Origin of the sequence: Montanilutibacter psychrotolerans, from assembly GCF_003719825.1 — a bacterium.
Classification (GTDB): Bacteria; Pseudomonadota; Gammaproteobacteria; order Xanthomonadales; family Xanthomonadaceae; genus Montanilutibacter; species Montanilutibacter psychrotolerans.
Genome location: NZ_RIBS01000003.1, coordinates 100,445 through 125,196, shown reverse-complemented (window position 1 = coordinate 125,196; position 24,752 = coordinate 100,445). Strand labels below are relative to the sequence as shown.

Annotated in this window: 15 protein-coding genes and 2 pseudogenes; 13 read left to right on the top strand and 4 right to left on the bottom strand. The window is 70.0% G+C overall.

The window, feature by feature from the left end; all coding sequences use genetic code 11:
* The first annotated feature begins 29 nt into the window (after positions 1 to 29).
* Positions 30 to 1,604 carry a hypothetical protein gene (locus EER27_RS07360; RefSeq protein WP_223807217.1) on the top strand — a complete coding sequence of 525 codons (1,575 nt, stop codon included), beginning with the start codon at positions 30 to 32 and terminating at the stop codon, positions 1,602 to 1,604.
* Positions 1,605 to 1,924: 320 nt separating this feature from the next.
* Here EER27_RS07360 and EER27_RS07355 read toward each other — a convergent pair whose 3' ends face one another.
* On the bottom strand, positions 1,925 to 4,039 hold the full coding sequence (locus tag EER27_RS07355; protein ID WP_123087392.1) for a glycosyltransferase: 2,115 nt from the start codon (positions 4,037 to 4,039) through the stop codon (positions 1,925 to 1,927).
* A 172-nt stretch (positions 4,040 to 4,211) separates the two neighbouring features.
* Between EER27_RS07355 and mrcB the strand changes: the two genes are divergently transcribed.
* The 5 genes and pseudogenes from mrcB (at position 4,212) to tsaB (ending at position 10,689) form a co-directional block, all read left to right on the top strand.
* On the top strand, positions 4,212 to 6,662 hold the full coding sequence (mrcB, locus tag EER27_RS07350) for a penicillin-binding protein 1B (RefSeq protein ID WP_123087391.1): 2,451 nt from the start codon (positions 4,212 to 4,214) through the stop codon (positions 6,660 to 6,662).
* Positions 6,662 to 7,240, top strand: coding sequence for a hypothetical protein (locus EER27_RS07345; RefSeq protein WP_123087390.1), 579 nt, complete (start codon positions 6,662 to 6,664; stop codon positions 7,238 to 7,240). The genes mrcB and EER27_RS07345 overlap by 1 nt, the downstream gene beginning before the upstream one ends.
* 1 nt (position 7,241) lies before the next feature.
* Positions 7,242 to 9,368 (top strand): annotated as a pseudogene (yoaA, locus tag EER27_RS17650) (DNA repair helicase YoaA); the annotation flags it as partial.
* A 56-nt stretch (positions 9,369 to 9,424) separates the two neighbouring features.
* Entirely contained in the window at positions 9,425 to 9,850 is a 426-nt protein-coding gene (locus EER27_RS07335; RefSeq protein WP_123087389.1) for a VOC family protein, read from the top strand.
* 95 nt (positions 9,851 to 9,945) lie between these two features.
* Complete coding sequence (tsaB, locus tag EER27_RS07330; RefSeq protein WP_123087388.1) at positions 9,946 to 10,689, top strand: tRNA (adenosine(37)-N6)-threonylcarbamoyltransferase complex dimerization subunit type 1 TsaB; 744 nt, start codon at positions 9,946 to 9,948, stop codon at positions 10,687 to 10,689.
* A 56-nt stretch (positions 10,690 to 10,745) separates the two neighbouring features.
* On the opposite strand, the gene EER27_RS07325 is transcribed toward tsaB, so the two are convergent.
* Both EER27_RS07325 and gshB read right to left on the bottom strand, forming a co-directional pair.
* Complete coding sequence (locus EER27_RS07325; protein ID WP_123087387.1) at positions 10,746 to 11,615, bottom strand: energy transducer TonB; 870 nt, start codon at positions 11,613 to 11,615, stop codon at positions 10,746 to 10,748.
* A complete protein-coding gene (gene gshB / locus EER27_RS07320; protein ID WP_123087386.1) occupies positions 11,612 to 12,568 on the bottom strand; it encodes a glutathione synthase in 957 nt (318 codons plus the stop codon). The genes EER27_RS07325 and gshB overlap by 4 nt, the downstream gene beginning before the upstream one ends.
* A 189-nt stretch (positions 12,569 to 12,757) precedes the next feature.
* Between gshB and pilG the strand changes: the two genes are divergently transcribed.
* From pilG to EER27_RS17580, 5 genes and pseudogenes are all read left to right on the top strand, one after another.
* A complete protein-coding gene (gene pilG, locus EER27_RS07315) occupies positions 12,758 to 13,159 on the top strand; it encodes a twitching motility response regulator PilG (protein WP_123087772.1) in 402 nt (133 codons plus the stop codon).
* Positions 13,160 to 13,178: 19 nt separating this feature from the next.
* On the top strand, positions 13,179 to 13,544 hold the full coding sequence (locus EER27_RS07310) for a response regulator (protein WP_123087385.1): 366 nt from the start codon (positions 13,179 to 13,181) through the stop codon (positions 13,542 to 13,544).
* Between the two features lie 13 nt (positions 13,545 to 13,557).
* The gene (locus EER27_RS07305; RefSeq protein ID WP_123087384.1) at positions 13,558 to 14,106 is read left to right on the top strand and encodes a chemotaxis protein CheW; all 549 of its coding nucleotides are present in this window, start codon (positions 13,558 to 13,560) and stop codon (positions 14,104 to 14,106) included.
* Positions 14,107 to 14,186: 80 nt separating this feature from the next.
* Positions 14,187 to 16,196 carry a methyl-accepting chemotaxis protein gene (locus EER27_RS07300; protein WP_123087770.1) on the top strand — a complete coding sequence of 670 codons (2,010 nt, stop codon included), beginning with the start codon at positions 14,187 to 14,189 and terminating at the stop codon, positions 16,194 to 16,196.
* Positions 16,197 to 16,292: 96 nt separating this feature from the next.
* Positions 16,293 to 18,566 (top strand): annotated as a pseudogene (locus EER27_RS17580) (FimL-related protein); the annotation flags it as partial.
* A 508-nt stretch (positions 18,567 to 19,074) separates the two neighbouring features.
* Here the strand turns inward: EER27_RS17580 and EER27_RS17575 are convergent.
* Positions 19,075 to 19,989 (bottom strand): pentapeptide repeat-containing protein, encoded by a 915-nt coding sequence (locus tag EER27_RS17575; protein WP_223807245.1) that lies wholly within the window; start codon positions 19,987 to 19,989, stop codon positions 19,075 to 19,077.
* On the opposite strand from EER27_RS17575, the gene EER27_RS17570 reads away from it, so the two are divergent.
* Together EER27_RS17570 and EER27_RS07290 are read left to right on the top strand one after the other, a co-directional pair.
* Positions 19,971 to 22,883: a response regulator gene (locus EER27_RS17570; protein WP_223807244.1), complete on the top strand. Its 2,913-nt coding sequence runs from the start codon at positions 19,971 to 19,973 to the stop codon at positions 22,881 to 22,883. The two genes, EER27_RS17575 and EER27_RS17570, sit on opposite strands and share 19 nt — an antisense overlap.
* Complete coding sequence (locus EER27_RS07290; RefSeq protein WP_123087382.1) at positions 22,873 to 24,741, top strand: chemotaxis protein CheB; 1,869 nt, start codon at positions 22,873 to 22,875, stop codon at positions 24,739 to 24,741. Before EER27_RS17570 ends, EER27_RS07290 begins: the two co-directional genes overlap by 11 nt.
* The last annotated feature ends 11 nt before the right edge of the window (positions 24,742 to 24,752 follow it).

Genomic DNA, 24,752 nt, shown 5'->3' with positions numbered 1-24,752 from the left:
TCGACACGTCGCGCGTCTATGCTGCTGCGGTGACGCGCGCTCCTTCGACCCAACCCCCAGGCCCCACCGCATCGCGAGCGCGCAGGGCGCTGGCGACACTGCGCCGGATTGCCGGGCCGCTGGCGCACTGGCCGCGGCGATGGACCCGCCGCGGGCTGCTGGCGGGGGCGCTGGCGCTGCTGGCGTTGGCGCTGGTGCTGGGCCTGTTGCGGCGGCCGTTGTCGGACTGGCTGTGGCCCGATACGCGCGGCCAGCAACTGCGCCACGACGCAGCGGCGGCCCTGCGCGAAGGCCGACTCAGCGCGGCCGACGGGACCGGCGCGCGTGAGTTGTACGCGGCCGCCGTGGCGCTAGATCCCGACCGCCCGGACGCGCGCGATGGCCTGGCGCGCGTGGGCCGCGCGGCGCTAGTGCAGGCAGAAACCGCGCTGGCCGATGGCCGTATCGACGATGCCCGTTCGGCGCTGATGCTGGCGCGCGAGCTGCAGGTGCCGCGCGCCAAGGCCGACACGCTGGCCATGGAGCTGCGTCGCCGTGAAGCCGCGCTGGCCGGCATCGACGGGCTGCTCGAAAGCGCCGCCGCGGCGCGCGCGGCCGGTCGCCTGGAGGGGGCAGAGGACGCGGCGTTGCCCTTGTACCAGCGTGTGCTGGCGTTGCAGCCAAACCACACCACGGCGCTGGAAGGCCGCGAGGACATCCTGGCCGACCTGCTGCAGCAGGCGCGGAAACGGCTTGCGCGCGGCGAGCTTGTCGAAGCGGCCGGGCAGATCCGCCAGGTGCAGGCGGCCGACGCCGGCCACGTCGACCTGCCCGACGCGCTGTCCGACCTCGTCGGGCGCATCGAGCAACGCCGGCGCCGTGCCGACCGTGACCTGCGCGGCCAACGGCTCGGACCCGCGCTGGCCGGTTACCGCGAACTGGTCGCGATTGCGCCCGACGACGCCGAAGCCGCGCGCGGTCTGGCCGCCGTGGCGAGCGCGCACGCGCGTCGAAGCCAGCGCCTGGCCGCGGACTTCCAGTTCGATCTCGCCCTGGCGGCGCTGCGCGAAGCAGAAGCCGCCGACGCCAGCGTGGCCGAGGTAGCCGTCGCGCGCGAGCACCTGCAACGCGCACGACGTTCGCAGGCGCAGCTTCGCGACGGCCGGCTCGACCGTGACCAGCGCGCTCGCCTTCGCCAGCTGCTTCACGAAGCCGCGGCGGCCGAGGCACGTGGCGAGCTGCTCGAGCCGCCGGGCGAGAGCGCCTTCGATCGTGTCCGCGCGGCGCGTGCGCTGGCCCCGCGTGACCCCGACGTGCAGGCGGCGTCGGCACGGCTGCTGCCCGCCGCGCGCACCTGCTTCGAAGACGCCCTGCGCGGCAACCGGCTGGTTCGCGCGCGAGCCTGTCTGGACGCCAGCGCGGTGCTGGAAGGCGAAGGTGCCAGGGTGCAGGCGGCGCGGCGACGACTGGCCCAGCGCTGGATTGCCGTCGGCGACGAGCGTCTCGGCGCCGGCGAACTGCAGGCCGCGCGCGTCGCGCTCGACGCGGCGCGCGCGCTGGATCCCGACGCCGCCGGCCTGGACGAATTCGCCAGCCGCGTGCAGGCGGCGACGCTGGGCGACTAGCACGACTCGCGAAGTAGGATGGGTTGAGCGCAGCGATACCCATCAAGCCGGGCTCCGGCCGGGAGCGAAGGCAACAAATCCTGGCGAATGCCGAAACTGCCACGCCGATCCGTCCCGCCCTCGGGATTGCAGTTGGCGCATTGGCGCGCCATGGCGTGCGATGGCGTGCGATGGGTATCGCTGCGCTCAACCCATCCTACGAGGGCTCCGCGACGGCCGGCACCACCCCGATTGAACAAGCTGCCGCGAGATCACAACCAACCCGCCTAGCGTGACCTGGGCGCGAGCGCTTCGCGGTTACGCGCTAATCACCTGCACGCTCACGGCGCGGCGTCGGCGCCACCCAGCACCACGCGCCGTACCACCTCGCGCCCGGCGTCCAGCGAGAAGTGCCGTTCGACGTTGGTGCGGCCGCGATCGGCCAACCGCTGCCATAGGGTTTCGTTGCGGTACGCGTGCAGCAGCGCATCGGCGAATTCCTGCGGATCGTCGGCCACCAGCACGTCCTCGCCGTCCACCAGGTGCATGCCCTCGACCGCGCAGCGCGTGGCGATCACCGGTTGCCCGTGCGCCATGCTGAGGTTGACCTTGCCCTTGACGCCGGCGCCGTAGCGCAGCGGCGCAACGGCCAGGCGTACGCCTTCCATGTACGGCGCGAGATCGGGGACGTGGCCGTGGACGATGACGCCGGGACGCTCGCCCAGCGCCAGGATCTCCGCCGGCGCGTCGGCGCCGATGCAATGGAAGCGCAGCGCAGGCTCGCCCTGCAGCACCCGCGGCCATGCCTCGTCGACGAACCATCGCACCGCGTCGACGTTAGGCGGATGGCGGAATCCGCCGACAAACACCACGTCGTGCCGTTGCGCGAACGGCAGGCCCGGGCCGGCCGGCTGGTGCAGGTTGGAGAGGATGTCCACGTGCGCCTGCGGCGTCTCGCGTGCGAGCAGTTCGCGCTCGATCGCGCTGACCACCAGCGTGGCATCGCTGCGCGCGATCACATCCAGTTCGAGCGCGCGGGTCCGCTCGGCGACGCGCATCTGCGTGGTGTCGCCGGAGAGTTCGGCGCCGCGGCGTTCGCGCAGGTAGTGCAGATCGACCGTGTCGAACACGACGCGTGCCTGCGGCGCATGCCGGCGCAGCAGCGGCAGCAGCTCGCGCAGCACGTAGTGACGGCAGCCGATGACGCTGTCGAATCGCGATCCGTGTTCGCGCAGCCAGGCCGGCAGCGCCGTGGCGTACGGCGCATACCAGGTCTCGACCCCCATTCGCTGCAGCGCTTCGGTATGGCCGGCGACGTGGCCGCGGTCGGCGGCGATGAACACCACGTGCGCGCCTTCCTCGCGCAGCAGGCGCATCAGATTGACCAGGCGCAGCGAACCCGAATCGCGATCCGGCTGCGGGGTCAGTGCGTCGATGACCAGCACGACGCGTCGGTGGCGGTGGTCGGCAAGCGCCACGGGGGCGGTGCCGTGCTCGGGATGCGTGGCCAACTCGGCCTGCCAGCGTTGCGCGAACGTCTGCTGGTTGCGCACTTGCCACGCCTTGACCCCGTGCCGGGTGTCGGTGCCGGTGGTCACGCCTTCGACGTGGAGCACGCGCGAGAACGGCTGCACCAGCACCTGCAGGCCCTGTGCGCGCACCTGCATGGCCAGGTCGGTGTCCTCGTAGAACGCCGGCGCGTAGCGCGTGTCGAAGCCGCCGACGCGCTCGAACAGGGAACGCGGCAGCGCGATCGCCGCGCCCGAGCAGTAGTCCACGCGGCGCACATGGCGGAAGGCAGGGTGGTCGGGCGATTGCAGACGGCCGAGTTTGTCGGCCGAGCCGTCCCGCCACACCACGCCGCCGGCTTCCTGCAAGCGGCCGTCCGGGTACAGCAATTGGGCGCCGACGAGTCCGGTGCCGGGGTGTTCGTCGAACGTCGCCAGCAAGGTGTCCAGCCAACCCGGCTGGGGGGCGGTGTCGTTGTTGAGCAGCACCAGGTAGTCGCCGCGGGCGAGCGCGGCGCCGTCGTTGCAGGCGGCGATGAATCCGCCGTTGGCGGCGCGGCGGTGATAGCGCAGGCCGGCGACCTGTTCCAGGCAGGCGCGCGTGTCGTCGCTGCTGCCGTCGTCGACCACGATCACCTCGAAGGCAACCTCGGGCGGGTGCTCGGCCAGCGCCCTCAGGCAGCCCAGCGTGTGGGCGAACTGATTGAACACCGGGATCACGATGCTGGCCCGCGGCGCGTCGCTGGTCGGCAGCGCGAACGGCGCGAACGCACGCGCCTGCGGCACGTACAGCATCGTGCGCTGCGCCGGCGGAACCCGCTCGAACTGCTTGCAAAGCCGTTGCCAGGTGGGGCCGAGCCCGCGCGTGCGCAGGCTGCCCACTCCGCGGTGCAGCAGCCCGGTGGCGCGGTCGAACAGGAAACGCAATTCGGCCGCGTTCAGGCGCATGCGTTCACCGCCATGCGGGGTGGTTCGTGGAGGAGGCGCCGCGCGGCGGTCGCTGTTGGATCATGGCCATGCTGAAGGAACCCGGTGCCGGCGCCGGAACGGCACGGGAGGGGCCGTCCGGCTGCGTTAGACTCGGCGCCACGAGGGCGCAGCCCTGTCATTGTCCCATGCCGTGGCACGAATCGATTACGACGAAGACGACAGCTCCGACGACACCCCCCGACCGCAGTGGCGGCGACGGCTGGTCACCTGGACCCTGGCTGCGGCCGGCCTGGGGCTCGGATTCCTGATCCCGTACACGCTCTACCTCAATCACGAGGTGGGCGAGCGTTTCGGGCAGCTGCGCTGGCAATTGCCCACGCGGGTCTACGCCCGTCCGCTGGAACTGGCGCCGGGTCTGGCGCTGGACGCGGCCACGCTGAAGACCGAACTCGACGCGGCCGCCTACCGGGAAGGCGATGCCACCCGTGCCGGTGGCTACAGCCGTCAGGGCAGCCGCTGGACGATCGCCAGCCGCGGCTTCAACGACGTCGACGGCGCCGTCGCGCCGCGGCGCATCGAGGTGGTGCTGTCGGGCGGCAGGGTTGCCAGCCTGCGCGACACCGCCGGCGGCAAGCGCGCACTCAAGAGCGCACGGCTCGACCCGGCGCGCATCGCCACCTTGTACGGGCAGAAGCAGGAAGAACGCCGCCTGGTGCGCATCGAGGAAGTGCCCGAACTGCTGGTCACCGGCCTGCAGGCGGTCGAGGACCGTGATTTCGGCAGCCATTTCGGCATCGACATCAGCGGCATGGCGCGCGCGGCTATCAAGAATGTGGGCGCAGGCCGCGCCAAGCAGGGCGCCAGCACGCTGACCCAGCAGCTCGCGCGCAGCGGCCTGCTCGGCATCGGCCAGGAGCAGACCTTCACCCGCAAGGGCAAGGAGATCCTGTACGCGATGCTGATCGAGGCGCGCTACGACAAGCGCACCATCCTCGAGACGTACTTCAACCAGGTCTATCTCGGCCAGCGCGGCTCGCAGGCCATCCACGGCGTGTCGGCCGGCGCGGAGTTCTGGTTTGGTCGCGACCTGCGCGACCTCAGCACCGAACAGATCGCGTTGCTGATCGGCATCGTGCGCGGGCCGTCGTACTACGATCCGCGCAAGCACGAGGCGCGCGCGCTGGAGCGCCGCAACTTCGTGCTGGGCGAGATGCTGGAGACCCAGCTGATCGACCAGGCCGAACACGACCGCGCGGCCAAGGCGCCGCTGGGGATCAGCAAGACGCCCGGCAGCACCACGGCCAACCGCTTCCCGGCCTACGTCGACCTGGTGCGCCGCCAGTTGGCGCGCGATTACCCGGCCGATGCGCTGGCCGGCGCCGGTCTCAGCGTGATGAGCGGCATGGCGCCGTCCGCGCAGGCCAACGCCGAGGGCGCGGTCGCCCGCACGCTCAAGGGACTGGAGAGCAAGCGGCGTCCGCCGCTGCAGGCCGGCCTGGTGGTCACCGACGTGCACAACGGCGAGGTGCTGGCGGTGGTCGGCAGCCGCGAATTTGCCGAGCACGGTTTCAATCGCGCCGTCGAGGCGCGCCGTCCGGTGGGTTCGCTGCTGAAGCCGTTCGTGTACCTGCTCGCGCTTGCGCAGCCGGAGAAGTACTCGCTGGCCAGCTGGGTCGACGATTCGCCGGTCACCGTCACGCTGGGCGGCGGCAAGCGCTGGAACCCCGGCAATTCCGACGGCCGCAGCCACGGCTCCGTGCGCCTGATCGACGCGCTCAGCCAGTCGTACAACCAGGCGATGGTGCGCGTGGGCATGCAAGTCGATCCCGAGCGCATCGCCGACCTGATCCGCACGCTCGCCGGCATCGACACCGAGGCGCGTCCGTCGCTGATCCTCGGCGCGCTCGACCAGAGCCCGTACGCGATGGCGCAGCTGTACCAGTTCCTCGCGTCCGGCGGCGAGATCCAGCCCCTGCACGCGGTGCGTGGTGTGCTGGACGGCAACGGTCGCGCGGTCAACCGCTACGACAAGGACCCGGCCCCGGCACAGGAAGGCGACGCGATCGCCGCGCGCCTGATCACGATCGCGCTGCAGCAGGCGGTCTCGCAGGGCACCGGCCGACAGCTGGTTGCCGATGGCCTGGGCAGGCTGTCCCCGGCCGGCAAGACCGGCACCAGCAACGACGGTCGCGACAGCTGGTTCGCCGGCTGGACCGGCGACCACCTCGCGGTGATCTGGGTCGGTAACGACGACAACAAGACCACCGGCCTGTATGGCGCCACCGGTGCGATGCGGGTGTGGTCGGCGATCTTCTCCCGACTGCCCAGCGCGCCGCTCACCGTTGGCGACAAGGGCCTGGACTGGCAATGGACGGTCGGCACCGGCACCACCGACGCCGGCTGCGTGGGCGCACGGCGCTTTGCGTTCGTGGCCGGATTCGCCCCCGCGTACACGCCATGCCCCGCGCCGCAGCCGGTCGAAATGCTTGATGGCGAAGGCGAAGGCGTGGCCGGCGACCCCGGCCGATCCGGCGGTGGCTGGCGCGAGTGGTTCGGCTTTGGCCGCGACGACGATCAGCGCGATGCCGATCCGGAGGCCGATCCGGCGCGTCGTACGCCGCCGTCGGCGGAAGACCAGTAATGTCCGCGCGGCGCCTGCTTCGGGTCGTCGCCGGTGCGGCGACCATCGCCGCGCTGGGCGCGTGTGCAATGTTTCCGGCGCAGCCCGATGTGGCCGATTTCGACGTCGCCGCGGCCGTGGTGCTGATCCGCGCCGCCGGCTCGGCCAACACCGCCGAGCTCGACGTGCAGCCGCTGCGCAATCCCGAAGTCGAGGACCTGCGCGAACAGGCCCAGCAGCGTCAGCAGCGCGGTGACCATGGCGGCGCCGCGGCACTGCTCGACCAGGCCATCGCCCTCCATCCCGATGACCCGATGCTGCTGCAGGAGCGCGCGGAAGCGGCCCTGCTGCTGCGCGACCTGGCGGGCGCGGAAACCACCGCGCGGCGCGCCTGGCAGATCGGCACGCGCGTCGGGCCGCTGTGCCGTCGTCATTGGGAAACCGTGGTGCAGATCGCCCAGGCCCGGCGCGACGCCGAACTGGCGATGGCCACGCGCCACCGGTCCGCGCAGCCCGTCGATGGCGGAGCGCGCGTCGCCCTGGACGAGGCGCGCCGACAGCGCGACGCCTGCACCGTCAACGCCCCACCGCGTTACTGACATGCCCGCGCAGACCGTGGGCAGCCGGCTCGGCGTCGCCAGCCGCGCCGCGTTGAGCGAAGGCGGCGACCTCGCGAACGCGATCCCGGCGTTCGCGCCGCGCGCCGCGCAGCAGGACCTGGCCGCTGCGATCGCCGATGCGTTCGACAGTCGCGGCGTGCTGCTCGCCGAGGCCGGCACCGGCACCGGCAAGACCTTCGCCTATCTCGTGCCCGCGCTCCTGTCGGGTCTCAAGACGATCATCTCCACCGGCACCCGCGCGCTGCAGGACCAGCTCTACCACCGCGACCTGCCGCGCGTGCGCGACGCGCTCGGCACTGGCCTGAAGACCGCGCTGCTGAAGGGCCGCGCCAACTACCTGTGCCACTACCGGCTGCAGCAGGCCAAGGGCGAGGCGCGATTCGGCAGCCGGGAGATGGCCGCGCAGTTCCAGCGCGTGGTGGCCTGGTCCGGGCGCACGCGCCTGGGCGACCTGGCCGAGCTGGAGGCGCTGGCGGACGATTCGCCGCTGCTGTCGATGGTGACCAGCACCGCGGAAAACTGCCTGGGCAGCGAATGCCCGTTCTTCGGTGACTGCTTCGTGGTCCAGGCGCGCCAGCGTGCGCAGGCGGCGGACATCGTGGTGGTCAACCACCACCTGTTGCTGGCCGATCTGGCGCTCAAGGAGGAGGGCTTCGGCGAGATCCTGCCTGGCGCGCAGGCCTTCGTGGTCGACGAAGCGCACCAGTTGCCCGAGCTTGCGGCGCAGTTCTTCGGCGATGCGATCAGCGCGCGGCCCCTGGTCGAGCTGGCGCGCGACGCGCTGGCCGAATGCAAGAACGCGTCGGGCGCGCTGGCCGTGCTGCAGGAGCCGGCGCGGCTTCTCGAACAGGCAGTGCGCGACCTGCGCGCGGCCATGGACGAGCTGCCGGTCCGCGGTACCAGGCTGCGTGCCAGCGAGGACGTCGTGGTCGAGGAGGCGCTGGACGCCCTGATCGCGGCCCTGCGCGGGTTGCACGCCGCCCTGCTGCCGCTGCGCGTGGCAGCCCCGGGTTTCGACAGCTGTACCGCGCGTGCGCGCGATTTCGAAGTCCGTCTGCAGCGCTGGCGCGGTGTGGCGGTGATTCCCGAGGACGTGGGCGAGGCGGATGACCCGGTCTTCGGTGACCCCGCGGACGGCAGCGTCGGCGGGGAGACTGCTGGCGAGGTGACAGGGGACGAAGCCGACGACGCCGACGGCGCGGACGGGCAGGGTGATGCGGCGGCGACCGAAGTCGCCGGCGCCGGCGCAGACGACGACAGCGTGCTCTGGTACGAACTCACCGCGCGCGGCTTCCGGCTCAGCCGCACCCCGCTCGATGTCGCCGGGCCACTGGCCAAGCACCGCGCGCGCTCGCAGGCGGCGTGGGTGTTCACGTCGGCGACGCTGGCGGTGGGCGGTCGCTTCGAGCACTTCGCGTTCAAGCTCGGCCTGTCGGTGGGGCGGGAGAATTCGCCGCCGACCCTGCTCGCACCGAGTCCCTTCGATTGGCAGAGCCAGGCGCTGTGCTATCTGCCACGCGGCCTGCCCGACCCGTTCGTGGGCCACTACAACCAGCGCGTGGTCGAGGCGCTGCGGCCGGTCCTGGAGGCGTCGGGCGGGCGCGCGTTCGTGCTGTTCGCCTCGCACCGGGCGCTGCGCGAGGCCGCCGAACTGCTGCGCGGCGGGCCGTGGCCGCTGTTCGTGCAGGGCGAGGCGCCGCGTCCGGTGCTGCTCGAGCGCTTCCGCGCTTCCGGCAACGGCGTGCTGCTGGGGGCCGCCAGTTTTCGCGAAGGCGTCGACGTCGCCGGCGACGCGCTCAGCGTGGTGATCATCGACAAGCTGCCCTTCGCCGCGCCCGACGACCCGGTGTTCGAGGCGCGCCTGGATGCGATCCGTCGCCACGGCGGCAACCCGTTCCGCGACGAGCAGTTGCCGCAGGCCGTCATCGCGCTCAAGCAGGGCGCCGGGCGACTGATCCGCAGCGAGACCGATCGCGGCGTGCTGATGCTGTGCGACCCGCGGCTGCTCAGCAAAAGCTACGGAAGCGTGTTCCTGAACTCGCTGCCGCCGTTGCCGCGCACGCGCCAGATCGAGGACGTGCAGGCCTTCTTCGCGTCCGCCACTGGCGAGCCGATACCATTGCCGCCGGCGCTGCCTGGCGCCGTGGCCGATGAGGAATTCCGATGAGCGACAGCAAACCCCGTGTGCACGGACTGGGCGGCGTCTTCTTCAAGGCAGACGACCCGGCCGCGCTGTCGCAGTGGTATGCCGATCACCTGGGCATCCCGATGGAAGGCTGGGGCGGTGCGGTGCTTCCGTGGAACCGGGTGGACACCGGCGAACGCGCCTGCACGGTGTGGTCACCATTCAGCGCCGACACGCGCTACTTCGAGCCCAGCACCAAGCCTTTCATGCTGAACTTTCGCGTGGATGATCTCGATGCCACCCTGGCCGCGCTGCGCGCGGAAGGCTGCAACGTGCTCGACCGCGGCGAAGACAGCGAGCAGGGACGGTTCGGCTACGTGGTGGACCCGGAGGGCCATCTGATCGAGCTGTGGCAGCCCCGGTCCGAAGCGTCGGCGTTCTCGTCGTCGTCCACGGAGGCCTGACCGCCGCACGCGCGGCGCTGCGATCTCCACCGCCGCGAGCGTTCCGGGGCGGGCCGTTTCACCGCATTTTCTTTCCTCTTTCCGACTGATCGCCCATGAAGCTGCTTGCATTCGAAACCGCCACCGAGGCCTGCTCCGTGGCCGTCTGGGTCGACGGTGAGGTGCGCGAGCGCTTCGAGCTCGCCCCGCGCCGGCACGCGGAACTGTCGCTGCCCTGGGCCGGGGAACTGCTTGCGCAGGCCGGCATCGCACGATCGCAGCTCGATGCGATCGCGCTGGGCCGCGGGCCGGGTGCGTTCACCGGCGTGCGTCTGGCAATCGCCATCGCGCAGGGCATCGCGCTGGCCCTCGACCGCCCGCTGTTGCCGGTGTCGACCCTGGCGGCGTTGGCGATGCGCGCGGCCCAGCCGGCGATGCCCCAGGCCCACGGCACCGCTCCGGGTACCGGCCAGCGCGTGTTCGCCGCAATCGATGCGCGCATGGGCGAGCTCTACACCGCCGCCTACGAACTGCGCGATGGCGATGCGATCGCGCTGGATCGCGAGGCCCTGTTGGCGCCCGATGCCGCGGCCTTGCCGGACGCGCACAACGGCTGGCTTGGCGTCGGCAGCGGTTTTGCCGCTGCCGATGGCGCCCTGGCGACGCGGCTGGCGGACCGCTTCAGCGCGATCGACGCCGGCGCCCTGCCGCACGCGGCCGACGTGGCCCGCCTGGCCGCACTGGCCTGGCAACGCGGCGAAGCCATCGCGCCCGAGCGCGTCGAGCCCGCCTACCTGCGCGACAACGTCGCGCTGACGATCGTCGAGCAGCAGGCGCTGCGCGATTCGCGCGGGAGATAGCGCGGCGTTGCGACGACGGGCGCGTCGTGCGTCGTCGATACCGCCGCGAGTCGAGACTACTCGTCGATCAGCTCGCCGCCCGGCAGGAAGCGCCAGGTGCGCACCACGTTGAGGATGTCCGGGTTCTCGTCGGTCCGGGGCAGCGGCGGATAGGGTTCGGCCAGCCGGGCGATCCGCAGTGCCGAGGAATCCAGCAGCGGGATGCCGCTCGAACGCACGATGTCGGCGCGCTCGATGGTGCCGTTTCGGTTGATGCCGATGTTGATCACCACCACGCCGGCCAGCCGGCGGCGCCGCGCCTCGTCGGGGTAGTTGAGGTTGCCCACGCGCTCGACGCGCTTGACCCATTCGGCCAGGTAGCCCGCCCAGGCGTACTCGGTGGTGCTGGCGGAGACGAACTTGCGGCTCGGACGCTTGGCGTAGCGCTCGGAGCGCAGGTGGATCTCGGCGGCCATGCGCGCCATCGCCATGTCGTGCTGGACCCGTTCGCGTCCGCGCGGCAGGGGCACGTCGCTGGGCGGCGGGGTGGCCTGGGCGGCGCTGGTGACGGTCCGGCCACTGGCGCTGCTGACCACGCGGGCCTGCGGCGGCGGTTGCCGGTCCGGCGATTGCGCGCGCAGTTCGCGCGGCGCGATGCCGTCGGTGGCCTGCGCGGCCGGACCGGACTGGGGTTCGCGCGGACGGGTGCTCTTGTCGTGCTCGCCGCCGCCCTGGTTGCTGGCCTGGGCCAGGAACTCGGCCTGCTTGGGGCTCAGCGCGGACTTGGTCTGGGTGAGGATGACGTCGAGCGTGGGCACCACCGGCGCGGCCGACTCCAGGGCAAAACCGACGCCCAGGATCAGCAGCCCGTGCACCAGCAGCGACAGCACCATCGTCGCGCTCAGGCGCTGGCTCTCGCCGATGCCGGGTGTCACGGTGGCGTTCATGCCGCGACGGCGGCCCGCGCTTCGATCGCGTCGAACAGTCGCGCGGCGATGTTGAGGCCGAACTGGGCGTCGAGCTCGCGCACGCAGGTCGGGCTGGTCACGTTGACCTCGGTGAGGTAGTCGCCGATCACGTCCAGGCCGACGAACAGCATGCCGCGGCGCTTCATCTCGGGACCGACCTGGGCGGCGATCCACCGGTCGCGTTCACTGAGCGGGCGGCCTTCGCCGCGGCCACCCGCGGCCAGGTTGCCGCGGAACTCGTCACCCTGCGGGATGCGCGCGAGGCAGTAGTCAATCGGCTCTCCGTCCACCAGCAGGATGCGCTTGTCGCCGGAGGTGATCTCGGGGATGTAGCGCTGCGCCATGGCCAAGCCGTGACCGCCGTTGGTCAGCGTCTCCAGGATCACGTTCAGATTGGGCTCTCCAGCGCGGGCGCGGAAGATCGAGCGCCCGCCCATGCCGTCCAGCGGCTTCAGCACCGCCTCGCCATGGAGGTTCACGAAGGCCTTGAGCGCGGCGTTGTCGCGACTGACCAGGGTCGGCGGGCAGCATTGCGGAAACAGCAGTGCCGCCAGCTTCTCGTTGTAGTCGCGCAGGCCCTGTGGGTCGTTGACGACCAGCGCGCCGGCCTGCTGGGCGAACCCAAGGATCTGGGTGTCGTGGATGAACTCCGAGTCGACCGGCGGGTCCTTGCGCATCAGCAACACCTGGCCGGGGCCAAGTCGCAACTGTGACGCATCGCCCAGATCGAACCAGTGACCTGGGTTCTCCTGAACGGTCAACGGGTGCACCCGCGCCTCGGCGTGGCCGTCGCGCAGGCCGAGCCCGCCGGGCGCCACGTAGTGCAGGCGGTGACCACGACGCTGAGCCTCCAGCAGCATGGCGAAGGTAGTGTCCTTGGCGATCTTGATCGACCCGATCGGGTCCATCACGACGATGATGTCGAGCGGCATGGCCACGCAGGTGGTTGAGGGACGCGCGATGTTAACAGGCAAGCGGTGCCGCGCTTGGCGCACAGTGCACGTATTCAGCACATAAGTGACGAAAAATGCTGCTTGACAGCATGCGCGCCGCTTGGAATAAAGGCATCCTCGCGATGTGCCGACAATCCGGCTCGACGCTCGCTCCTGGGGACAATGGAAATGGTTGACGAGGGTCGCAACGGCAGCCTCGATGGTTTGCGGGTCATGGTGATCGACGATTCCAAGACGATCCGCCGTACCGCTGAGACGCTGCTCAAGCGCGAAGGTTGCGAAGTGGTCACGGCCACGGATGGTTTCGAGGCTTTGGCGAAGATTGCCGACCAGCATCCGCAGATCATCTTCGTGGATATCATGATGCCGCGGCTGGATGGCTACCAGACCTGCGCACTGATCAAGAACAACCAGGTGTTCAAGAGCACCCCGGTGATCATGCTGTCGTCGAAGGACGGCCTGTTCGACAAGGCGCGCGGCCGCATCGTCGGTTCCGAGCAGTATCTCACCAAGCCTTTCACGCGCGAGGAACTCCTCGGCGCCATTCGTACACACGTAAACAACGCCTGACCGGGGGGTAAGGCATTCAATGGCTCGCATTCTGCTGATCGAGGATTCACCGACCGAAGTCGCGGTCATGACCCAGTTGCTCGAACGCAACGGGCATGACGTGCTGGCGTCCGCCAGCGCCGAGGACGGCATCGACGTGTGCCGCCGCGAGAAGCCCGATCTGGTGCTGATGGACGTGGTCCTGCCCGGCATGAACGGGTTCCAGGCCACGCGCGCGCTGTCGCGCGACACGGACACCAAGGCCATCCCGGTGCTGATCATCAGCACCAAGGGCATGGACACGGACAAGGCCTGGGGCATGCGCCAGGGCGCAAAGGACTACATCGTCAAGCCGCCGCGCGAGGACGAACTGATCGCGCGCATCAACGCCCTTCTGGGCCCCTGAACGGGAGCGTGCGATGGGCATGACCCCATTCGATGTGCTGGTCGACTACGAACGTCGCAGCCTCACCCACGTCGTTGGCCTCCCCGAGCAGCTCAATGCCCCGGGGCTCTGGCGCGGCGTGGGTTATCGCATCGGCGCGCGCCGGCTGGCGTCGGCGTTCGACGAGGTGCTCGAAATCCTGCCGTTGCCGCCGGTCACCGCTGTCCCGGGCGCACAGCCCTGGATGCTGGGTCTGGCCAACGTGCGCGGCAACCTGTTGCCGATCGTCGACCTCAAGCAGTTCCTCGAAGGCGAACGCACCGTGCTGCACGAAAGCCAGCGCATCCTGCTGGTGCGGCAGCCCGGCGGTGACGTCGCGGTGCTGATCGACGAGCTGTACGGCCAGCGCAGCTTCACCACGCCGCAGCAGATCGACGAGGAGCAGGTGGCTGCCGAGCACCTCGCCGAGGGCCGCTACGCCAGCTTCATCGACCGGGCGTATCGCCTGGACAACCATCCCTGGGGTGTGTTCAGCCTGGATCGGCTGGCACGCACGCCCGAATTCCGACAAGCCGCGGCCTGACGGCCTGCGTACCCGCAGTCGTCCTGCAACCTGCCAACCAGCACGCGCAACACACTCGAGGTCGAACCATGAGCAGTCAGATGAATACCGCCGCGGGCAAAGCTCGCAACCTGGGCGTCAACACGTGGCTGATCGTGCTGGGCGTCTCGGTGCTGATCTTCGGCCTGAACACCGGCTTCGCGACATTCAAGGCCGCGCGCCTGGGCGGCGCCAGCTCCTCGGCATCGGATCTGCAGGTGCTGTCGCAGCAGCTCGCGGTGCAGTCGCGCGAAGCGGTCGGCGGTGACAAGGACGCGTTCGCCGCGTTCAAGTCCACCAAGGAGCAGATCGACGAGCACGTCAACGGCCTCATCAACAACTTCGGCAGCGAGATCGGTGTTTCCGGTCCCATCAAGACGGTGAGCGACACCTGGTCGCCGCTGTCCAAGAGCGCCGATCAGGTGATCGCCAGCGAAGCGGCAGCACTCGGCCTGGCAGGCAACGCCAAGAGCTTCAGCGACCGCGTCCCGCAGCTGCAGGCACGTCTGGACGAACTGGTCCGCGCGATGTCCTCCAGCGGCTCGCCGTCCTCGCAGGTCTACATCGCGCTGCGCCAGGTGGTGCTGTCCTCGGCGATGGCGCGAAGCATCACCGAGATCCAGGCAGGTGGCGCCGGCGCGGCGGCGGCGGGCGAAACGCTCGGCCGCAACGCATCGGTGTTCGGCAACGTGCTGGCCGGCCTGCGCAAGGGCGACTCGTCGGGCGGCATCACCGCGCTGGGCAATGGTGGCGCGATCGCCGCGCTTGGCCAGGCCGAGGCGCAGTGGGCGGAGATGAAGAAGGACGTTGACGCAATCAACGCCAGCTCGCAGAACCTGTTCAAGGCGCAGGCTTCGGCGCTGCAGATCACCCAGGGCGCGGGCAAGCTGCTGGGCGACAGCAAGACGCTGTTCGACTCGTTCTCGTCGTTTGGTTCGGTGCGCAGCACCAACCCGGTGGGCCACATCCTCGTCAGCATCCTGTCGGGTATCGCCGCACTGGCCGCCATCGCCGGTTTGCTGTTCTCGCTCAACCGCGCGCAGCAGCAGCGCTACTCGACCACGAAGGAACTCAACGACCGCAACCAGGAGGCCATCATGCGCCTGCTGGACGAAATGGGTTCGCTCGCAGAGGGCGACCTCACCGTAAAGGCGACCGTCACCGAGGACATGACCGGCGCGATCGCCGACTCGATCAACTTCGCCGTCGAACAGCTGCGCAGCCTGGTACAGACGATTACCGACACCTCGGTGCAGGTGGCGTCCAGCGCACAGGAAACGCAGGCCACCGCGACCCAGCTCGCCGAGGCCGCCCAGCACCAGGCGCACGAGATCAACTCCGCGTCCGACCGCATCAGCGAAATCGCGGCCAGCATCAACCAGGTGTCGAAGAACTCCGCCGAGTCGGCCGACGTGGCACAGCGCTCGGTGCAGATCGCGACCAAGGGTGCCGGCGTGGTGCGCCAGACGATTCAGGGCATGGACAACATCCGTGACCAGATCCAGGAAACCTCCAAGCGAATCAAGCGACTGGGCGAAAGCTCGCAGGAAATCGGCTCGATCGTTGAACTGATCAACGACATCTCCGAACAGACCAACATCCTGGCGCTGAACGCGGCAATTCAGGCGGCATCGGCCGGTGAGGCGGGCCGCGGCTTCGCAGTGGTGGCCGACGAAGTGCAGCGACTGGCAGAACGCTCGTCCAACGCGACCAAGCGAATCGAATCGCTGGTCCAGACGATTCAGTCCGATACCAACGAAGCCGTCAGCTCGATGGAGCAGACGACCTCCGAAGTGGTCGCCGGTGCACGACTGGCCGAGGACGCGGGTACCGCGCTGGGTGAGATCGAAAAGGTGTCGTCGGACCTGTCCAGCCTCATTCAGGGCATTTCGACCGCGGCGCAGCAGCAGTCCAGCGCGGCATCCAACATCACCGAAACGATGAACACGATCCAGTCGATTACGGCCCAGACCTCGCAGGGTGCGAGCCAGACGGCCGCATCGATTGGAAACCTGGCACAGCTCGCCGCCGACCTGCGTCGTTCGGTCGCCGACTTCAAGCTGCCGGCTTGAGCCGGAGTCCGCTAGTCCGATGAGTACGCCGAGGATGGACCGTCACGTCAGCCGCCGTCGCCAGCGACGTGCCCCAGCCGTGGCGAGAGGTTTGCGATGACCGTGATGCGCGACGCGATCGATACCACCACGCTCGGCTGGATCAAGCCTGAGCTCGACGAAACCCTGCGCCAGGCGCGTGAGGAGATCGAGGCGTTTGCCGAGAATCCCTCCGACACCGCGCGCATGCGCGTGTGCGCCAGCCATCTGCACCAGGTGCACGGCACGCTGCGCATGGTCGAGCTGTATGCCCCGGCGATGGTGGCCGAGGAAATGGAACGCCTTTCGCTGGCGCTGCTGCGCGGCGAAGCCGGCGAGCGGGACGAAGCCTGCGCGGTGCTGATGCGCGGTGCGGTCCAGTTGCCCGACTATCTCGAGCGCCTGCAGGGCGGCCACCGCGACATTCCGATCGTGCTGCTGCCGCTGCTCAACGAACTGCGCGCCACGCGCGGCGAGCCCGGCCTCAACGAAAGCGTCCTGTTCGCGCCCAACCTGGACCGCCCGCTGCCGCAGAACCTGCCGGCGCCGTCGGGTGCCGTGGTGTCGTCGCGTACCGCCAGCCCGCACCTCACGGCACTGCGCGAGTCTCTGGCCAACTGGCCTGAAGACGGTTCGCCGGCCGATCCCGCGCGTCTTGCGACGGCGGTCGATGGACTGCTGGCCGAAGTGTCGGTCGAGCCCCTGCGGCGCATGCTGTGGGTGGCCACCTCCGTGGCCGGCGCCTTGCGCGACGGCGCATTGCCGGCAACCCGCGCGCTGCGCCAGGCCTTTGGTGGCGTCGAGCGCGAAGCGCGCCTGATGCTGGAGGGCGACGATTACAGCGCCCGCATGGAGCCGACCGCCGAGCCGACCCGCCAGCTGCTCTACCACGTGGCCCACACGCCCGGCGGCCATCCGGCGCTGGACGATCTGCGCGAGACGTTCGACCTCAACGCCGAGCTGCCCAGCGAATCCGAGCTCGAGCACGCGCGCGGCAGCCTCAGCGGTCGCAACCGCGCGCTGCTGGACACCGTGTCGGCGGCCATCAAGGAAGACCTGCTGCGCGTCAAGGATGCGCTCGACCTGCACCTGCGTACCGGCAAGACCGACGTCAGCGAACTGCGCCCGCAGGTCGAAGCACTCGGTCGCGTCAGCGACACCCTGGGCATGATGGGCCTGGGCATCGCGCGTGGCGTCGTGCTGCAGCAACGCGATGCGATGCACGAGATCGTCGCCGGACGTCGCAACGCCGACGAGAGCGCACTGCTCGATGTCGCGGGCGCGCTGCTTTACGTGGACGCGTCGCTGGACGAACAAGTCGCACGCCTGGGCCTGCCCGACGACAAGGCCGACGAAGACCTGCTTGCGAGCGAATCGCGCAAGGTCCTCGAGGTGGTCGTGCGCGAGGCCATCGCAAACTTCAGCGATGCGCGCCAATCCTTTGTCGCCTTCGTCGAGACCAACTGGGACCAGACCCAGCTCGCCGAAGTGCCGCGCCTGCTGGACGAAGTCGGCGGTGCGCTGCGCATCCTCGAACTCGCGCGCCCGGCGGACTACCTGCTTGGCATCAAGCGTTACACCGAGGTCGAACTGGTCGGCAACGGCCGCGTGCCGAACGGCCCGCAGCTCGACACCCTCGCTGACGCGCTGGCCAGCATCGAGTACTACCTCGAGGCCGTGCGCGAACGTCGCCCCAACCGCGAACGCATCCTGGACATCGCCCGCCAGAGCCTCGAGACGCTTGGCTACTGGCCGGTGCCGATGGTGGCGGCGCAGGTGATTGCGATGGACGCGCTTGCCAGCGCTCTGCACGTCGTCGCCCCCCAGCCCGAGCCCGAATTCGAACTCCAGACGCTGGATGGCATCGACCTGCAGTCTGCGGGCATGGGCGTCATGGACGTCCCCGAGCCGGCCCCGCTGCCGCCTGTCGCGGACCCGGTGGTGGTCGCCGAAGCGCCTGCTCCCGTGGCATCGCCCGTTGCCGAGGCGGCGGCCCCGCCGGTTGTCGAACCGGTCGTCGAGGCTGTGGCCGATGCAGCGCCGATCGCGCCGATCACCGGTGGCTTCGAGCACAGCGACGACATCGATGACGAGATCCGCGAGGTGTTCCTCGAGGAGCTCGAAGAGGAAATCGCCAATCTGGGCGGCATGCTGGCGCCGTGGCGCGCCAACCCGGAGGATGCCGAGCAGCTTCGCTCGATCCGCCGCGTGTTCCACACGCTGAAGGGCAGCGGTCGTCTGGTGGGCGCCAAGATCCTTGGCGAGTTCAGCTGGAAGATCGAGAACATGCTCAACCGCGTGCTCGACGGCACGCGTCCGCCGAGCCCGGCGGTGCTGGCGATTGTCCAGCTCGCACACGACACCCTGCCGCAGTTGCATTCCGCGCTTGCCGGCACCGGTGCCATCCAAGCCGATCTCGACGGGATCGGCGACGTCGCCGATCGCCTCGCCGCCGGAGAAGAAGCCACCTACGTTGCCCGCGCGCCGAGCGCAGCACCGGTTGCGCCGGTGGTTGCAACGCCAGTCGCGCCGCCGGTCGCTGCCGAGCCGGCGCCAGTCGCACCGTCGATTCCCGTGGTCGAAATCCCGGCCCCGGTGGCCACCACCGTCGAGGTCGTGCCGGCGCCGTCGGACGATCTCCCAGGCGTGCCCGCCTCGGTCGAGGCGGTGCTGTTGGAAATCCTGGGCAGCGAGGTCAACGGTCACCTTGCGACCATCGAAGGCTGGCTGGATGCCAATCGCGTGTCGCCGCAGCCGGCCAACGAAGGCCTGCAGCGCGCCATCCACACGGTCAACGGCGCGTTCGCGATGACCGAAGTGCCGGTGATCACCGAGATCACCGCGCCGACCGAGGTCTACGTCAAACGCCTGCTGGCCTCTGGTAAGCCACCGAGCGCCGAAGGCATTGCGGCAGTGTCCGCGGTTGCGGTCGCGATCTCGCAGACGCTGTCCGCGTTGCAGACCGCGTCGCCGCGCGTGCCGGTGTTCGCCGGCCTGGCGGAGCGCATGGTGTCGCTGCGCAACAGCCTGCCCGACGCGCGTTCCCACGCGTCGATGCCGGCCGAGTTGGACGTCGAGGCTGAAGTCGATGCCGGGATGCTGGCCGATGTGGCGACGAGTGGCCTGACTGCGATCGACCTGAGCGCATTCGCGGGCGACGGCGGTGGTGCCGAAGCCGCACGCCTGGAGGCCGAACGCCGCGACGCCGAACGCCTTGCCGCGGAACGTGCCGAGGCCGAACGCGTTGCGGCCGAGCGTGCCGAAGCCGAGCGTCTCGAAGCCGAGCGCGTTGCCGCCGAGCGTGCCGAAGCCGAGCGTCTCGAAGCCGAACGCGTTGCCGTCGAGCGCGCCGAAGCCGAGCGTCTCGAAGCCGAACGCGTTGCCGTCGAGCGCGCCGAAGCCGAGCGTCTCGAAGCCGAACGCGTTGCCGCCGAGCGCGCCGAAGCCGAGCGTCTCGAAGCCGAACGCGTTGCCGCCGAGCGCGCCGAAGCCGAGCGTCTCGAAGCCGAACGCGTCGCCGCCGAGCGTGCAGAAGCCGAACGCCTCGAAGCCGAGCGCATTGCCACCGAGCGTGCCGAAGCCGAGCGCCTCGAAGGCGAGCGCATCGCCGCCGAGCGCGCCGAAGCCGAGCGCCTCGAAGCCGAACGCCTTGCCGCCGAGCGCGCAGAAGCCGAGCGCCTCGAAGCCGAACGCCTTGCCGCCGAGCGCGCAGAAGCCGAACGTCTCGAGGCCGAACGCCTCGAAGCCGAACGCGCGGTGGTCGAACAGGAGGCACTGCCGGATGTCGCCGCGGTCGATGCCGAACAGACCGAAGCCGAGCGCGCTGCCGAAGCCGAGCGCCTGGAGTACGAGAAGCTCGAAGCCGAGTACGCCGAGGCCGAGCGCCTCCAGGCGGAGCAGGCCGAAGCGGCTCGCCTCGAAGCGGCTCTGCTTGAAGCCGAACGCGTAGAGGCCGAGCGTCTGGCGGCAGAGCGCGCCGAAGCCGAACGTCTCGAAGCCGAGCGTCTGGCGGCAGAGCGCGCCGAAGCCGAACGTCTCGAAGCCGAGCGTCTGGCGGCAGAGCGCGCCGAAGCCGAACGTCTTGAAGCCGAGCGTCTGGCGGCAGAACGCGCCGAAGCCGAACGTCTCGAAGCCGAGCGTCTGGCGGCAGAGCGTGCGCAAGCCGAGCGTGCCGCTGCCGAAGCGGCCAGGGCTGCTGCCGCTGCCGCGCATGCCGAACACGTCGACGCCGCGGTCGCGACCGCTCTGGCTGCCGCCTCCGCGCACGCAGACAGCGATCCGAACGAAGCGCTGGACCTGGGTGATCTCGATCCGGAACTCGTCGACATCTTCGTCGAAGAGGGCGTGGACCTGCTCGATCACTCCGACGGCCTGCTGGCGCAGCTGCGCCACGCACCGGGCGAGCGCGAGACGATGGTCGGCCTGCAGCGCGACCTGCACACGCTCAAGGGCGGCGCGCGCATGGCCGGCATCATGGCCGTGGGCGAACTTGGCCACGCCATGGAGACGCTGCTCGAAGCGGTGGTCGAAAACCGCTGCGAGCTCGGCCGCGATGGCGTGCCGCTGCTCGAACGTGGCTTCGACCGACTGCACGCGATGGTCACCCGCGTCGGCGAACGCCGCGCAATCGGCATGCCGGAAGGCCTGATTGCCGAGTTCAACGCGCGTGCGCTGGGCAAGGTCGCGCCGGCTCCGGTCGGTCACGAACCGGCCCAGCCCGTGCCACTGCCGGCGCTTACCGAAGTCGACGGCGTCATCGTCGAGGCGCCCGCGGTTCCGCATGCGCTCAAGCCGCTGTCGGCACCGCTCAACGACGGCGTGCACGAAGACGAGGACGACATCGGTGTCCGTGCGCCGCAGGAACAGGTGCGCATCCGCGCCGACCTGCTCGATCGCCTCGTCAACTACGCCGGTGAAGTCGCGATCTACCGCGCCCGCCTCGAGCAGCAGCTCGGCGCGTTCCGTGGCGCGATCGCGGAAATGGCGGCAACCAACGAGCGCATGCGCGACCAGCTGCGCCGCCTCGAGATCGAGACCGAGGCGCAGATCGTCGCGCGCTACCAGCGCGAAGGCGATGTCGCCGACCAGGCGTTCGATCCGCTCGAGCTGGACCGCTTCTCGAACCTGCAACAGCTGTCGCGCGCACTGTCCGAATCGGCGGCCGACCAGGGAAGCCTGCAGGTCACCCTCGACGACCTGACCCGCCAGTACGAAACCCTGCTGCTGCAGCAGTCCCGCGTCAGCTCCGAGTTGCAGGAAGGCCTCATGCGCACGCGCATGGTGCCGTTCGACGGCCTGCTGCCGCGCCTGCGTCGCGTGGTCCGCCAGGCCTCGGGCGAACTGGGCAAGCACGTCGTTCTCAAGCTCGACGGCACCCAGGGCGAACTCGACCGCAACGTCCTGGAGCGCATGACCGCGCCGCTGGAGCACCTGCTCCGCAACGCGGTGGCGCATGGCCTGGAGACCCCGGAAAGGCGTCGCCAGGCCGGCAAGGCGGAAGAAGGCACGGTGCGCATCGCGGTACGCCGCGAAGGTTCGGAAGTGGTGCTGCAGGTTGCCGATGACGGCGCCGGCCTCAACCGCGAGGCGATCCGTCGCCGCGGCGAAGAGCGCGGCCTGGTCACCAGCGACGCGGTCCTCAGCGACGCCCAGCTGGACGCGCTGATCCTCGAACCCGGCTTCTCCACCGCCGACGCGGTCAGCCGCCTCGCCGGTCGCGGCGTCGGCATGGACGTGGTGGCCAGCGAAGTCCGCCAGCTTGGCGGCACGCTCGACATCCACTCCGAGCCGGGCAAGGGCGTGCAGTTCACGCTGCGCCTGCCGCAGACGCTCGCGGTCACCCAGGCGGTGTTCGTGCGCATCGGTGAGACCACCTACGCCGTGCCGATCGCCTCGGTACGCGGCGTGGGCCGCATCGCCCGCGAAGATCTCGAAGGCGAGAACCCGACCTACCGCTACGGCGGCGAGGACTACACGGTCAACGATCTCGGCCTGCTGGTCGGTCATGCCGCGGCGAAGGCCGAAGGCCAGCTGCAGATGCCGCTGCTGTTGATCCGCTCGGGCGACCTGCGTGCCGCAATCAGCGTCGACCACGTGATCGGCAACCGCGAAATCGTGGTGAAGCCGGTCGGCCCGCAGGTGGCATCGGTGCCGGGCATCTTCGGCGCGACGATCATGGGTGACGGCCGCGTGGTCGTGATCCTCGACATCGCCCCGCTGGTCCGCCGCCAGGCTCAGCTGCCGCGCGACGTGCGTCCGGCCCCGGTAATGGTCGAGCAGCGCCGCGTGCCGCTGGTGATGGTGGTCGACGACTCGGTGACGATGCGCAAGGTCACCGGCCGCGTGCTCGAACGCCACAACTTCGAAGTCGCCACCGCGAAGGATGGTCTCGACGCGCTCGAGCGCATGGTCGATACCGTTCCGGACCTGATGCTGCTCGATATCGAAATGCCGCGCATGGACGGTTACGAGCTGGCCACCGCGATGAAGGCCGATGCGCGCCTGCGCAACGTGCCGATCGTGATGATCACCTCGCGAACCGGTGACAAGCACCGCCAACGCGCCATGGACATCGGCGTGGAGCGTTACCTCGGCAAGCCGTACCAGGAGCCGGAACTGATCCGGAATGTGTTCGAACTGCTAGGGATCAGCCATCGCCATGACGGATAACCCCAAGCGCGTTGCCCTGCTTGCCCGCCCTGGCGCGGCAAGCGAGCGGTTGCGCGGCGTGCTGGCGGATGCCGGCGTGGAGGGCGTGCTGGATGCCGATCCGACGACGCTCGATTCGGGAACGCTTGCTGCGTCCGGTGCCGAGGTCGTGCTGGTCGCGCTGGACGCGGCCACCGAGGAATCGCTGGCCCGCTTCGAGTCCGTGCTCGGCGACCCCGCGATCAATGTGATCTACGAGGAAGCCGACCTGATTGCAGCCCGCGAGGGCTGGGACGCGGCACGCTGGCAACGCCACCTGGTGGCGAAGCTGCAGGGCCACGGCGATGTGCTGCCGCCCGGTCGTGATGGCGGCGACACCGTGTCGGCCGCGGCATCCAACGGAAACGGTGCAGCAGCCAGCGCGGTCGCTCCGAGCAGTGCCGCCCCAAGCGTTGCTGCCCCCAGCGTTGCCGCCGTGAGCGCGCTCAGCGCCCCGTCCAACGACGCCGCAACCGCCGTCCAGGCAACCGGAGCCAACGCCGCTGCCGTGCCGGTGCCGGCTGCTGTTGTGGCTGCCCCGGTCGCGCCCGAGCCGTCGCCTGCAGCTGAGGTACCGCAATCCCAGGCAAGCGATTTCGATCCGATTGCCGCGGAGTTCTCCGCACAGGACGAAGCCGCCGTCACCATCGTCGCCGCACCCCTGGAGCCGGTGAGCCCGTACGCGGACGCCGCGTCGGATTCGGATCTCGTGCTGGCATCCACGGACGGCGGGTTCGACCCGGTCGCGGCCGAACTGTCGGAGCATTTCGGCGATGACGCGCTGTCCGGCGCCACCGCGATCGAGCCGCCGCTGCTGGACAGCTACATCGACGCCGGCGAAGGCGGGGTGCCCGCCGATGCCGGTTACGTGGTGGCGCCGATGGAGTTTGACGACGGCGACGGATCCGGAAGCCCGGCATCCGAAAGCACCGTCGCGGTGATCGCACCGCCCGCGCTGGACGACTCTGCCGCCGCCGGCGACGTTGCCGCATCGGCCGAGGAACCCAGCTACCCGGGTTTCAGCATCGAATTCTCCACCACCTACCCGCGGCCAGATCCCGAGGGCACCGAAGAGCCTGTCGTGGACTACGACACGCTGTTCGGCGGCTCCGCCGACGAAGCGGCGGTGGTCGAGAAGCCCGCCTATGTTCCGCCCACCGGCGGTTCGCGTTTCGGTGAGCTGAGCCTGGACGACGGCAGCAACGCCGTGGCGTTGTCCGACACGCCCAAGGCGGCCGATCGCTTCCGCGACGACCTGGCGCAGCTCGACGAACGCATCTCCACCCTGACCCTGGTCGACGACACGCCCAAGCGCGGTCCCGAGCAGCCGCGCGGCGCCGTGCTGGTGCTCGCCGGCATCGGCGGTCCCGACGCGGTTCGCCAGCTGCTGGGCTCGCTGCCCAACGATTTCCCGCGTCCGGTGCTGGTGCAACAACGGCTCGACGGCGGGCGTTACGACAAGCTCGTCGCGCAGATGCAGCGCGCAACCACCTTGCCCGTGCGCCTGGCCGAACCGGGCCTGGCGGCGATCGCCGGCCTGATCTACATCGTGCCGGCCGAGCTGGGTATCACGGTCACCGTTGAAGGCATCCGCTTCAACGAGGACGGCGGCGACATCCTGGCGGCGCTCCCGGCGGCGGACAGCGCGGTGCTGCTGCTCAGTGGCAGCGACGCGACGCTTGTCGATACGGTCATGAACTTTGGCTGGGCCGGCGCGATGGTCGCCGGCCAGTCACCCGAAGGATGTTTCGACGCCGCCGCGCCTGCCGCGCTGGTGGCACGCGGCGGCAAGTCCGGGCAACCGGCTGAGCTGGCGCAGAGGCTGGCCGAACGCTGGTAGCGGAGGACAGA

What these genes read in the sequence shown, in the direction of transcription:
- EER27_RS07355 (WP_123087392.1), bottom strand. Translation starts at nt 4,039, where the DNA reads ATGCGCCTGAACGCGGCCGAATTGCGTTTCCTGTTCGACCGCGCCACC.
- EER27_RS07300 (WP_123087770.1), top strand. Translation starts at nt 14,187, where the DNA reads ATGAATACCGCCGCGGGCAAAGCTCGCAACCTGGGCGTCAACACGTGG.
- EER27_RS07305 (WP_123087384.1), top strand. Translation starts at nt 13,558, where the DNA reads ATGGGCATGACCCCATTCGATGTGCTGGTCGACTACGAACGTCGCAGC.
- tsaB (WP_123087388.1), top strand. Translation starts at nt 9,946, where the DNA reads ATGAAGCTGCTTGCATTCGAAACCGCCACCGAGGCCTGCTCCGTGGCC.
- pilG (WP_123087772.1), top strand. Translation starts at nt 12,758, where the DNA reads ATGGTTGACGAGGGTCGCAACGGCAGCCTCGATGGTTTGCGGGTCATG.
- EER27_RS07345 (WP_123087390.1), top strand. Translation starts at nt 6,662, where the DNA reads ATGTCCGCGCGGCGCCTGCTTCGGGTCGTCGCCGGTGCGGCGACCATC.
- EER27_RS07335 (WP_123087389.1), top strand. Translation starts at nt 9,425, where the DNA reads ATGAGCGACAGCAAACCCCGTGTGCACGGACTGGGCGGCGTCTTCTTC.
- EER27_RS07325 (WP_123087387.1), bottom strand. Translation starts at nt 11,615, where the DNA reads ATGAACGCCACCGTGACACCCGGCATCGGCGAGAGCCAGCGCCTGAGC.
- EER27_RS07290 (WP_123087382.1), top strand. Translation starts at nt 22,873, where the DNA reads ATGACGGATAACCCCAAGCGCGTTGCCCTGCTTGCCCGCCCTGGCGCG.
- gshB (WP_123087386.1), bottom strand. Translation starts at nt 12,568, where the DNA reads ATGCCGCTCGACATCATCGTCGTGATGGACCCGATCGGGTCGATCAAG.
- EER27_RS07310 (WP_123087385.1), top strand. Translation starts at nt 13,179, where the DNA reads ATGGCTCGCATTCTGCTGATCGAGGATTCACCGACCGAAGTCGCGGTC.